This is a genomic window from Ruminococcus sp. AF20-12LB, from assembly GCF_003478985.1.
Taxonomy (GTDB): domain Bacteria; phylum Bacillota; class Clostridia; order Lachnospirales; family Lachnospiraceae; genus Blautia_A.
Genome location: NZ_QUGH01000008.1, coordinates 146,915 through 159,436, shown reverse-complemented (window position 1 = coordinate 159,436; position 12,522 = coordinate 146,915). Strand labels below are relative to the sequence as shown.

Sequence of the window (12,522 nt, the reverse complement as noted above, 5' to 3'; positions counted from 1 at the left end):
CACATCCCTTCACGACACTCTCCCATTCTCCATCTCATACACCACATCTGCAACGTTCATTGTAGAAGTTCTGTGCGACACCAGCACGACGGTACGGTTGGCATTATCTTCTTTCAGGGACTTCAGGATGATGCCTTCGTTCAGGGAATCCAGATTGGATGTCGGCTCGTCCAGAAGAAGGAGTGGGCTGTCGTGGAGGAAGGCTCTTGCAATACCGATTCTCTGCTTTTCGCCGCCGGAGAGTGTGTCTCCCAGTTCTCCGACTTCTGTGTCATATCCTTTTGGAAGGGTCATGATGAAGTCATGGATGGAAGCTTTTTTTGCGGCCTCCATGATTTCCTCACGGGTTGCGCCTGGTTTTGCGATGGCGATATTGTTTGCGATGGAATCGTGGAACAGGTGGGTTTCCTGTGTCACATAGCTTTCCAGATCCCGCAGCCTGCGTGTCGGGATCTCTTTTACATTTCTGCTATCTACGAAAATGCTGCCTGCACTTACATCCCAAAAACGCATCAGAAGCTTTAAAAGTGTGGATTTTCCGGAACCGCTGGCTCCATGGATACCGGTGATCTTACCCGGTGCAAGTTTCAGGGAGTAGTCGTCCAGGATGGTTTCATCTTCATATGCGAATGTCACATGAGAGGCTTCTGCACCTGTAAATCCATCACCGGATTCATCTTGTTTCTCCACATCATTAAACCTTCCAACTGCGTGAAACTCGATTCCATCCGGAATCTCCTCCACCAGTGGTTTCTCCTCCAGGAGCGAAAGCACACGCTCACCACTTGCCAGAGTCTGATTCAGGTTATTGGAAAGACTGGACAGTGCCACAACCGGGCCAAAAGATCCCATCATGGCAATGGTACAGGTCAGGATTCCGTCAAAACCGATCTCACCTTTTCCATAAAGATGGATCGTCAGCGCCAGCATTCCAAAGGACGCAAGCAGGATCATAAGATTGGTAAATGATCTCTGGGAACCTTCCATCCGGCTTAAGTCTTCCTGCATTCCTGCAAGTTTCCGGGAGCGGTCAGACATCTGGCCTTTTCTCTTTTCACCCTGATTGTACTGGATGGTTTCATCAAGGCCGCGGAGAGAATCCAGCACAAAACTGTTCAGCTCACCAAACTCCGTACGGAATTCCATACCCTTCTGACTTCCATGCTTTCCATTCCACAGGGGAATCACCACACCTACGATCAGATAGGCGGCCAGAGCCAGAACTCCGGCAAGCACATGATATCTTCCGATAAAAACTACCATGATCACAGAAGTCAGTGTTGCAATAGCAATGGGGGAAATGGTATGCGCATAAAAAACTTCCAGAAGTTCAATATCCGTGGTGATAATGGAGATCAGGTTCCCTTTGTCACGACCTTCCAGCTTCGCAGGGCAGAGCTTACGCAAAACCGCAAATACCTTATGGCGGATGATCGCCAGAAGTTTAAACGCGATAAAATGGTTACAATACTGCTCCACATAATGAAGAATACCACGGAGCACCGCAATCAGGATCATAACGGCAATGATCCCTTTCACAGAAGTTCCGGCAAGCCAGGTACTCCTTATAACAACCTCCGGAATACCAGGAATCCCGGCACCTGCTGCACTTCCTGCCAGGCCATGGAGGATCACCTGTCCTGCCAGGATGGTCAGGAAAATGGCACATAGGTATCCCACGGTTCCTAAAAGAATAGCCGCCAGCATAATATGGAGAAGGGGTTTTACCAGCCCGATAAGACTTCTCATGATAGCAATGGCACTTCTTCGCTTTTTCGCTGTATCTGTTCCCGCCATGGCCATATCTGTCTTCTGCCTGTATATATTTTTCTGAGTTTCAGCCATTTCACGTGCGTTATTGTCACTCATCACACATTTCCCTCCTTCCCATAATTTTCCAGCGCACTCTGGCTCTCATACAGATGACAATAATCGCCACCCAGGGCCATCAGTTCCTCATGCTTTCCGCATTCTCTGATCTCACCGTTCTTCAGGAAGTAGATCTGATCGGACTGTACCACATTGGCAAGTCTGTGGGAGATCAGAAGTACAGTCCTGGTTTTTGCCATCTCATGAATAACATCCATGATCAGCTCTTCACTTTCCACATCAATGTTGGAGGTGGCTTCATCCATAATGTACACAGGGGCATCCGCAAGAAGTGCCCTGGCGATCACAAGGCGCTGGCACTGACCCCCTGAAAGATTTCCTGCCTTTTCCAGAAGGACCGTATCCAGCCCGTTCTGGGTATCCAGAAATCCAAGGAGATTGACCTTCTTAAGGACCTCACGCATTTCCTGATCCGTGGCATCCGTTTTTGCCATCTGAAGATTTTCACGGACTGTTCCCTTAAAGAGATAACTGTTGTGGCGCACCAGAACCACATGTTCCATCAGGTCATCTTCGTGAACGTCCCCAAGGGCAACTCCTCCGATACGGATATCACCGGAAAACTCCCGGTTCTTTCCGGAAAGGATTCCCGCAATGGTACTCTTACCACAGCCGGACTCTCCAACCAGGGAAACAAAGCTTCCCGCAGGAACCTGAAGATCGATCCCACCAAGGATCTCACGGTCCTTCTCATAGGAAAAATGCACATCCCGAAAAGAAATATCCAGACCGCCCTCCGGCAGAGTCTTCTCTCCGGCTTTCGGCTCTGAAATATCCAATATCCGGAAAATCTTATCACTGGCAGCCATACCGTTCATGGCAATATGAAAAAAGGATCCAAGCAGCCGCAACGGCAGAAAAAACTCACTGGACAGAAGCACAATGCAGAGGGTTCCGGAAAGGTTTAAATTCCCATGTAGAAACTCCGTCACCGCCACCGCCATACCAATGGCCGCACCGCCGTAAGCCACAATATCCATCACACTGGTGGAATTCAGCTGCATGGTTAAAACCTTCATGGTGATCTGGCGGAACCGCTGGGACTCCGCATCCATCTCGTCTGCTTTCTGCTGGTCTGCCTGATAGATCTTTAGGGTAGTCAGACCTTGAAGATTTTCCAGGAAGGAATCTCCAAGTCCTGTATAAATGCTCCAGTATTTGTTAAGAAGCTTCCTGGCGATCTTCTGTACCACCACAATGGAAATGGGAATTAACGGCACACAGATCAGAAGTACCACGCTGGCTTTTAAGCTCACCCGGCAGAGGATCACAAAGAGTGTTACCGGTGCGATCAGGCTGTAAAACAGCTGGGGGAGATATTTTCCGAAATAGGTTTCCAGCTGCTCCACACCTTCTGTGGAAACCTGCACCACCTCAGAGGAGGAAACCTGCTCTCTGTAGGAAGCACCCAGCTTCAGCATTTTTTCATAAATTTTTTCTCTGAGGATCCGCTTTACATCCACGCAGGCCAGATAGGACGACCTTGCGCCCATCCGCTCACAGAAGAAGCGGATTACAACAACCAGAATCAGTGTGAGAACTGTCCGTTCCACACTTTCTGAAGTAACAGAACCGTAAATCACTTTTTCCAGCAGCTCTGCAATGGAAAAAACGGCGATCACCTGGGACAGCAGGGCAAGCCACTGCCACAGGATCGTATACACGATATATTTTTTTGCATGGGACAAAAGTCCCACCAGTCTTGTCTTGATCATTGGCTTCTCACACCTCCGGCTCCACAGTTTTTACCCTGAGGAAGAAATACAGAATGTGGCATACCCACACAACGGCTATGCAGATTCTTCCCACAGGCACATTTTTCATGCAGATAAATCCGATGGCCATCACTACGGTCACCATGCCGATGATCTTGCATTTGGTTCCAAGCGTCATGGCTCTTTTCTGCACAAAACTGTCCAGATGTTTTTTATAAAGGTCTGTTCCTATAAACCAGGTATGGAGCCGTTCCGAGCTTTTTGCGAAGCAGAACAGCGTTGCCATATAAAAGGGAACCGTAGGCAGGATCGGAAGGACAATTCCGATGGTGCCAAGTCCAAGGCAAAGAAACCCCAGCAGGATCCAGAATATTCTCAATGGATTTCTCATTTTCTTTTCCTTTCTCATATGCGCTTTAGACAGTTAAAACGAACTTACGTCCATCTACTCTTGCTACTTTCAGATCAATGCCATAAAGTTCATGGATGCTTTCCTCTGTGATCACTTCTTCCGGCTCGCCTTCCACGATGACTTTTCCACCGGCGAGACCGATGATCTTGTCGGAAAAATAGATCGACTGGTTGATGTCATGAAGGACCATGACGATGGTCATGCCAAATTCCCGGTTCAGCTTCCGCACAAGCTCCAGAATCTCGATCTGATAACGGATATCCAGATATGTAGTCGGCTCATCCAGGAAAAGGATCTCAGTTCCCTGTGCAAGCGCCATGGCGATCCATACACGCTGGCGCTGTCCGCCGGAAAGCCTGGATAATTCCCTCTCACGAAACTGGGAAACATTGGTCACTTCCATGGCCCAGTTCACATACCGCTCATCCTCTTCTCCACGGATCCCCATCATACCAAGATGAGGCGTTCTTCCGAAAGAAACCAGACGCTCCACGGTGATGTCATCCGCCGCCGTATTGTACTGATGTACAATGGCCACTTTTCTGGCAAATTCATTCAGACGCAACCTTGCGATGTTTTTTCCTCCCAGAAGGACTTTTCCCTTTGCAGGGTCCAGGTTTTTGGTCATCAGGGAAAAAAGTGTAGATTTACCGCATCCGTTGGCTCCCATAATGGTAGTCACCTTGCCTTTTTCTATCTTAAGGGACGCGCCTTTTAAGATCTCGTTTTTACCATAAGAAAAGCATACATTCTTTACCTCCATGGCAGGTCGTTTTTTTTCCGTATTCTGTGTATCAGTCACCATATTTTTTTGACCTCCTTAAGAGAATGATAAAGAACGGACCACCTACCACGCTCATCACAACTGCCGCACTGATCTCATAGGGAGCTGCAATGGTCCTTCCGATGGTATCTGCCAGAAGGAAGGTAAAGGCTCCCGCAAGTGCGGAAAATGGAACCAGTGCCCTGTGGTCACTGCCCACCAGGATCCTTCCGATATGTGGCACGATCAGTCCGAGGAAACTGATGGCACCTGCGATGGCTGTGGAAATACTTGCCAGAAGCACCGCGATCAGAGAGATCACGATTCGTGTGGCATTGACGTTCAGTCCCAGGCTTCGCGCTGTCTTATCTTCCAGAGACATCAGGTTGCACTCTCCGATAAACAGGCACGCCAGGAAAAGACCTGCTACAACATAAGGAACCAGTGTTGTCACATCATCCCAGGTTTTCTGGGTGATATTGGCCTCTACGATGGAAGCCACGCCGGACATATTTCCGCCGCTCATGCTGTTAAAAGCACTGGAAAGTCCAGTAAACAATGCATCTACTGCCACACCGGTGAGGATGATACGAAGGGGACTTAAGCCGCCCTTCCAGGAAAGACAGTAAACCATCAAAAAGGCGACCACGCCGCCAAAAAACGCTACCAGCGGGGTAAAGAAATACAGTCCCGGTGCAAAGGCTGTGATCAGAACTGCCGCAAAGCTGGCACCGCTGGAAATACCAATGATACCAGGGTCTGCCAGTGGGTTTTTAAGGACCGCCTGGAACAGAACACCGGAAACCGCAATGGCGGCTCCAGCCAGCATGGAAATGATGATACGTGGAAAACGAAGGTCATAGATGGTTGCCACTTCGTCAATACGCTCCACAAAAAGTCCTCTCATCAGCTCTCCGAAGGAAACCTTCAGGCTTCCGATATTGATGGCTGCAAAAAACAGCACCATCAGAAGCACCGCCATGAGCACAAAGGAGAGCACTGCACGGAGCCGCTTTCTTTTTTCTCTGTTTTCATCCATTTTTGTCACTTCTCCTTTTCTGTGGTCTTTTTGGAATCTTCGGCTGCAGTTTTTCCGGATGTGCCGGATTTCTGTGCATCTTCATATTTCTGGGTCGCATTGGATTTCTCTGCATTTTTCTGAGCGTTTTCACTGTTCTTTTTCGCTTTTTCCAGATCCTCGTCACTTTCCGGATAAAGGATCGGCTGCAGCTCATCCAGTGCTTTCGGATAACGGAAGGTTGCGCTCATTCCGAAATTTTCATAAGTCAGGTCATACACCCTGCCATTTTTTACCGCGTCGAAATGTTTCCAGATATCATTGGTCTTGAAATCTTCGTTAAACATCTCCACGACCTGATCCGGAAGTGCGTGAGCCGCACGGAGGATGATATCCGGTTCTTTGGTCTTCATATCTTCGGTGTTTACCGTAAGAAACTCCTGATCTGTATCTGTATAAACATTTTCGCCGCCTGCCAGAGCCACAAGACTTCCCACGTAGGAATTTTCGGTAGCAATGATATAGCTGCCCGGAAGCCCCATCAGGATCAGCACCTTGGGATGGTCTTTTCCCTCGTTCTTCTTTTTGTATTCTTCGTAGAAATCCTGAAACTCTTTTACCAGCGTGCCTGCCTGCTCTTCCCTGTCAAAAATCTCTCCCAGTTCCTGAATGGAACGGTACATTCCCTGTACACTGCGAAGATTCAGGAATGCCCAGTCCACACCGATGTTTTCGTACTTGGGTTCAAGGTCTGACTGAAGGGAGATCGGGCTTAAAATCCAGTCCGGTTTCAGGGAAGCCACGATCTCCATATCCGGGCTCATGGCTGTACCCACGGTGGTTGCATCCTTATAACGTTCCGGAATGGTGGAAATGCTGCTGGAGCATACCCCAGCCAGATCCAGTTCCAGTTTGTCACAGATATCCGCAACTGCCGGAGAAGTGGCTACGATCTTCGGGGATCCCTCCATGGATCGTACCTTGGCTTTTGCCACTTCCACTGCCTGTTTTTCCACAGGGTCCGTAATCTCCAGCATGGACTCCACCGTCTCTGTCTGTGCGGTTGTCTTCGTGCCTTCCGGATGCTGATCCACACAGCCGGTGAGAAGAAGGGACGCTGCCGCCAGGACTGTGACAAAAATTCCTCTGCTGATGCAGGATTTAATATTCATCATCGTCATCATCCTCTCCGCCCCATCTGCGCCAGTTCTTACGGAAGTACCAGATGATCAGTGCAGTTACCAGGATCAGGACCAGACCGGATCCTGTCACTGCCAGGGCAATGGCAAAGACCGTATTGACCCTTACGCTGCTTTCGCCGTCAGATTTCTTTTCCCCGGAAGTGGTGCTGTCCTCTTCCGCTGTGGAAAGATTTAATCCCTGGGCGCTGTTCAGTTCCTTGTCTGTATCGGACTCGTCAGAGCTTTTGGAAGCCGCTGCCTGTTTCTGTGCTGCCGCTACGGTGTTCCCGGAATTCATGGCATCCGCATTTCCTGTGGAGCCGCTTTCTGCAGTGCTCTGTGCAGCTGCTGCCTGGGTGGCCGCCGCATCATTCTGAGTTTTCTCCTCATTGTCCTGCGCAGCCTCATCCGTACTTTCTGTTCCGTCCGTTTCCTGGGTATCCGCTGTTTCAGAGGCTCCGGCTTCCTGGGCACTTCCCGTATCCAGGGTACTGTTGGCAACTGCCTCGCCGCTTCCGGAAGCCTCGGCAGATGCTGCTTCTTCTGTTACAAAAGCAGGATTCATACCCACACTGTTTCCCTCGGAATAATCGCTTGGATACAGATAAAATGTAACGTCTCTTCCCATCGGGGTTACATACATGCTGACCCGGACGATGCAGTTCTCGCTTGGAACCTGGATACAGATATCGGAGGTGGTTCCGTTGCTGTCTGAACCATTTGCGGTTACCGCGACGCCTGTGCCGGACCAGCCGGAATCTCCTACATTCTGTACGCTGAAACTGTGACCGGACGTATAATCGATCAGGCTCATGCGGATCGTCAGATAATAATTGCCGGAGTCCGTCACTTCCATCAGACCACTTGCATAAACCGCACCTTCTACCATACCCTGCCCGGTGGCATAGGATGCCTCACCGCCGGAGTCTTCAATCTCTCCTGTCACCGGATGGGAATAACACCGGTTAATGGTACAGGAATACACACTTCCCGACTCCGCGTGAACGGAAGTTACCGGAAATCCCAGGGTTGCCGCCACGAAGAGTACTGCCGCTCCAAAACAGGCCAGCAGATTTTTTTTCCAGTTTTTCTCTCTCATTTCTTCTTTCCTGCCTTCTTTCTCAGGCTTCCCCCTCTGCTCTTGATCTTATAGAAAACACCTGCCAGTGCCGCCAGTGCGCTGACGGATACCGGAACTGCCACTTTTCTCATATTTCCGGAAGACTCCCCGGTACCAGTCTCAGTATCTGCATAAGCTTCGCCGGAAGTGGTTGTCTCCTGATCCTGATCTGACGCATCGGAAAGGCCGCTGCTGGTAAGCTTTGTGGTTCCTGTATCTTTGGAATCCGATTTGCTGCCGATGCTCTTTCCGGATTTCAGCGCAGTAGTTCCTGCTGATTTTTTTGTGGATGTGGATTTGGTGGTGGTTCCGGAAGATTTCAGGGAACCGCTGCTCTTTAAGGAGCTTCCTCCAGACTTGGAAGTACTACCGCTTAAGGAACCGTTGCTGCCGAGTTTGGAACCGCTTCCGCTGAGAGAACCGTTTCCAGTGCTGTTCGTTCCATTGTTACTGCTGTTATTTCCGCTGTTGCTTCCGTCACCATTGTTGTCATCATTTTCGAAACCAGGATCCTTGCTGTCCGTCTTTTTCAGGGTGCTCCAGTCCAGTTTCAGGAAGGCAGGCTGGGTTCCGGTGCCTTTGGTAATGGAATCCATAATGGGAACAAAAACCTGCAGTGGCACATAACCGTCATTTTTTGCCTCATCAATCAGCGGGAATGTGACCACATCCGGATAATTGGTTCCGAAGTTATCTGTCACCAGCTTGCCGTTAGTGTATTTCTGATAGGAATCCACCGTTACATTGCCAAGAGAACCGGATGGTGCGCCATATTTATCCAGCTTGTAGCCGGTCTTAAAATATTTCAGGGTACCTAAGTATCCAAGCTGTCCGTTAATGGTCAGACCCTTGAAGTCCATGGTAATGGAATATTTTCCTTTCTTTACCGTCAGCTTTATGGTGTGATTGATGGCTTCGTTGGACATGGATGCGGATGTTTTGTCGATTTTTACCATGGAGCCTGTGACGGAATACACACCGTCCGCCAGGTTCTTCACATCCAAGCTGCTGTTGCTGCCGTTATTATTGCTGTTGTTGTTATTGTTGTTGCTGTTATTACCGTTATTATTACTGCTGTTCGAACTGCTGCCGGAAGACTTCTTCTTCAGTCCGCTGACTGCCTTGGAAAGCTTTTTGATCTGTGTATTGACCTGGCTCTGGGTGGCACTGCTGTTATCATAAACCGTCTTTGCGGCAGTGATCGCAGAGTTTAATGTCTTCAGTGTGTCAGCCGTATAGGTATCTTCCCTGCCTGCCATATTGGAAGCCGTGAGAAGCATCTCATGAAGTCCGGTCTTATCCACCTTTGTCTGGGAAGCCTTCTTCATGTTTTTCATCACATAATCCAGGATACCGGTCTGGGCATCGGTTTCTTCCTGGCTGGACTCTTTGTTCCCGTAAACCGCCTTTGCCGTCTCATAAACAGAACGGAGCACATCCATATCTGCGGCTGTATAATGGGCTGTATCTTTCAGATAAGTTTCCGCCTTTGTCAGCGCTTTTTTGATCTCACGGCGGTCCGTTCCCTGGATGATCAGTCCCTGGATGGCATTGTCTATGGCAGTGACACACTTGTTGACTTCTGTCTGAGAAGCCTCCTCATTGTCATAGACCTGACTGGCCTTATCTCTTGCCCGCTGTAACGCCTCACGGGTCGATGTTTCATACTCTACATCCGTCTCATTCAGATAACTGTCGGCGGTCTCGATGGCTTTCTTAAGCTCACTCTTATCAGAATCTACCTTGACCTTGGTCACCGCATTTACCGCCATGGTAAGGGCTTTTACCTCATTGTCCACAACGGTCTGGTCGATGTTCATGTTTTTATAAACTGCCTGAGCTGCCGCAATGGCATCTGCAAGCATGGCAAGCTGCTCACCGGCATAGCCCTGGCTGTCCTGTTTAAGGGATTTCTGGACATTCTGAGCGTTTGTGATCTGTTTTTTCAGGGCCGCCTTGTCCGTTTCCGTTCCGCTGATCTGTTTCAGGTCATTCCAGTCCAGATACAGTTTTGCATACTGCTTTCCGCCACCTGCATTGATGGCTTCCATGACCGGAACATAGATCCTGGTCCATACGATGCTCTGGTTCAGCTCTACCGGAATGGTTATGTAATGGGGATATTTTTTCCCTTTTACTGTGGCATCGGTGCCTTTTTTCGGATCGTTGTAGGAATCATAAATGTCATAGTAGGATTCCACACCCACTGCTTTTGCTGTGGCAGCCTCTGCCGCCGGAGCTTCATTCTCATCCAGAGACTGTGTTTCTTCCTGAGCCGCAGAAGCCTCTTCTCCAGTCGCTGCACCATCGCTGTCCCCGGAAGCTTCCTCTCCGTCCATAAAAAGTTCGTCTTCTGCTGCATCCTCTGTCTGTGCCTGAGAACTCTCTTCCGCAGCTTCCGTCGCTGCGCTCTGCGCCTCTTCTGGATCTTCAGCTTCTGTCTCCGCCGCATTCTGCGCCTCACCGGTATCTACAGCCTGGCCTTCCTCTGCAGCCGCATAAGGCAGGGTGTCTTCACTGGTAAATCCCGGAAAATACCACATGCTTGCCAGATAGCCGGTAAAATTCTGCTTGCCAAGCTTGGTAGTCAGGGACGTACATTCGATCCGCAGATGGATGTCATTTCCTTTTTTTATCAGCTGAAAGGGTTTTACCAGTGCTGAGTTTCCCATGGAAACCTGATCTGCGGTAGCATGGTGGAGCAGTCCGCCGATCTGGTATACCCCGTCATAAACCGTATTGGAGTCCGTCTTCTGATAAAGTGCCTCCGCAGCCGCCTGAAGAAGCTGGATATGCTTATCCACCAGACTCTGTGTGGCAGACGGGTTTGCAGCCACCTGCTTTGCAGACGCAATGGCAGACTTTAACTGCTGTACGGAAGCGTCATCTGAACCGGAAGTATCCACCGCTTCCGCCTGGGTGATCAGGTCACTTAACACAGTCTTGTCGATACCGCCCCCAAGGTTCTCTTCTGCCTGGGCCACTGCGGATGCCGCGCCGTCGGTCTCTGCCTGGGTGGCATTGCCATCCTCAAGCACAGCCTGGGCCTGGGCACGTACCTGATCCAGTACTTCATATCCATCCTGTGTGCCGTCTGTGTATGCAGCCGCCTCCGAAAGGACCGCCTCCAGAGAAGACTTGTCCGCCTGAGCCACCAGACCATTTTCCAGGATTGCCTGAAGCATCATTCCGCCTGCCCCAAGCTCTTCCTCTGTTACATCTTCTTTTGAAAGAAGGTTCTCCGCGCCCTCAAGAGCAGCCTGAAGGCTCTCACAGCTCTCCGGTGTATACCCGGAAGTATCTGTGTTCTTCGCCTCTTCGATGATCCTGGAAAGTTCACTCTCATCCATGGCATAAACGCCGGATGTGCTCCCCAGGCACAGTGCAGCCGCCATAAAAAACGCACTGCTTCGCTTAAATTTTTTTATCTTCATACCCATCATCCTCCTATGAGCACTTGTTAGCCATTGTTAACCGTATCATGAGGAAAAGTTAATGTCAACATACTATCGTCCAAACCGTGCTCACAGGGAACGGTTCGATGATCTCAAAAATCCTTTAAATCCGCCATGTTCCTGATTTTTCGACAAAAAAAAGACCGAAATTTTTTCATTTCGGTCTTTAATCAAGATCCCGGATACACCTGGATATCCGGCTTTTTTTCACACAGAGCTTCCGGTCAGAGCTTCACATATTTCCCGCCTGCCGCATCGGATAACTGTCTGGCCAGCCCCATGCCGAACACGGAATTTTCCGTATCGATTACCAACACCGGCACGCCTTTTCGTTTCAGCTCCTCAGCCGCCTTAAGGGCAAGAGACCAGGGCTTTCCCTCCCGGGTGTCAAAGTTGGCCTTGCCGTCAGTGAGCATCACCAGAATCCCGGTCTCTTCCGGATTCTTCCGTTTTTCCGTCTCCAGGACTTTCAGGGCCTTTCGGATCCCCATGGCAAGAGGTGTATTCCCTCTGGCCTTCAGCTCTTCCATGGGCCTTGCCGCAAAATCCACACTTCTGGTAAAAGGCAGGATCAGTTCTGCTTTCCGGTTCCCGAAAACCACCATTCCTGCCCGGTCCCTGTCGCTATACGCCCGCCGCAGAATGGAAAGTACCGCACTTTTCGCAAAAGAAAGCCTCTCTTTTGCCCCCTGGGAACGACTGGCATCCACCAGAAATAAAACAGACACCTTATTTTTTCTCCGGAAGCGTTTCAGCCGGAGGTCACACGCTCCGATCTCCCGGTCCTCTCCCCGGATCCTGCCGCTCTCCAGCGCCGCCCGGACGGACGCCGGAAGATCCACCTCACCGGCTCGCAAAATCTCTTCCTGACCGGAGGGGATCACCAGAGAACCACTGTGTTTCCCACCCGGAAGCCATTCTTTCCGGGACTGCTGCTCTCTTTTCAGAAAGATCTCCTGTTTCATCCC

The 12,522-nt window shown here is 50.0% G+C and carries 9 protein-coding genes; all 9 read right to left on the bottom strand.

The genetic code is table 11. The annotated features are described in order from the left end of the window. Positions 1-9: 9 nt before the first annotated feature. The 9 genes from DWX61_RS11630 to DWX61_RS11590 all read right to left on the bottom strand — a co-directional run bounded on the left by DWX61_RS11630 (position 10) and on the right by DWX61_RS11590 (position 12,519). Positions 10-1,797, bottom strand: coding sequence for an amino acid ABC transporter ATP-binding/permease protein (locus DWX61_RS11630; RefSeq protein WP_118625443.1), 1,788 nt, complete (start codon positions 1,795-1,797; stop codon positions 10-12). A 71-nt stretch (positions 1,798-1,868) separates the two neighbouring features. Next, the gene (locus DWX61_RS11625; protein WP_118625413.1) at positions 1,869-3,605 is read right to left on the bottom strand and encodes an ABC transporter ATP-binding protein/permease; all 1,737 of its coding nucleotides are present in this window, start codon (positions 3,603-3,605) and stop codon (positions 1,869-1,871) included. A gap of 7 nt (positions 3,606-3,612) precedes the next feature. Continuing rightward, on the bottom strand, positions 3,613-3,996 hold the full coding sequence (locus DWX61_RS11620; RefSeq protein ID WP_118625411.1) for a YbaN family protein: 384 nt from the start codon (positions 3,994-3,996) through the stop codon (positions 3,613-3,615). A 25-nt stretch (positions 3,997-4,021) separates the two neighbouring features. Next, on the bottom strand, positions 4,022-4,822 hold the full coding sequence (locus tag DWX61_RS11615) for an ABC transporter ATP-binding protein (RefSeq protein ID WP_330575512.1): 801 nt from the start codon (positions 4,820-4,822) through the stop codon (positions 4,022-4,024). Next, on the bottom strand, positions 4,812-5,819 hold the full coding sequence (locus DWX61_RS11610) for a FecCD family ABC transporter permease (protein ID WP_118625409.1): 1,008 nt from the start codon (positions 5,817-5,819) through the stop codon (positions 4,812-4,814). The genes DWX61_RS11615 and DWX61_RS11610 overlap by 11 nt, the downstream gene beginning before the upstream one ends. A gap of 5 nt (positions 5,820-5,824) precedes the next feature. After that, a complete protein-coding gene (gene isdE, locus DWX61_RS11605) occupies positions 5,825-6,973 on the bottom strand; it encodes a heme ABC transporter substrate-binding protein IsdE (protein ID WP_207664992.1) in 1,149 nt (382 codons plus the stop codon). Then, positions 6,960-8,078, bottom strand: a complete 1,119-nt coding sequence (locus tag DWX61_RS11600) for a heme-binding Shp domain-containing protein (protein ID WP_118625407.1) — start codon at positions 8,076-8,078, stop codon at positions 6,960-6,962. The genes isdE and DWX61_RS11600 overlap by 14 nt, the downstream gene beginning before the upstream one ends. Next, positions 8,075-11,533, bottom strand: a complete 3,459-nt coding sequence (locus DWX61_RS11595) for an NEAT domain-containing protein (protein ID WP_182433988.1) — start codon at positions 11,531-11,533, stop codon at positions 8,075-8,077. The genes DWX61_RS11600 and DWX61_RS11595 overlap by 4 nt, the downstream gene beginning before the upstream one ends. 245 nt (positions 11,534-11,778) lie before the next feature. After that, entirely contained in the window at positions 11,779-12,519 is a 741-nt protein-coding gene (locus tag DWX61_RS11590; RefSeq protein ID WP_118625403.1) for a VWA domain-containing protein, read from the bottom strand. Positions 12,520-12,522 lie beyond the last annotated feature (3 nt).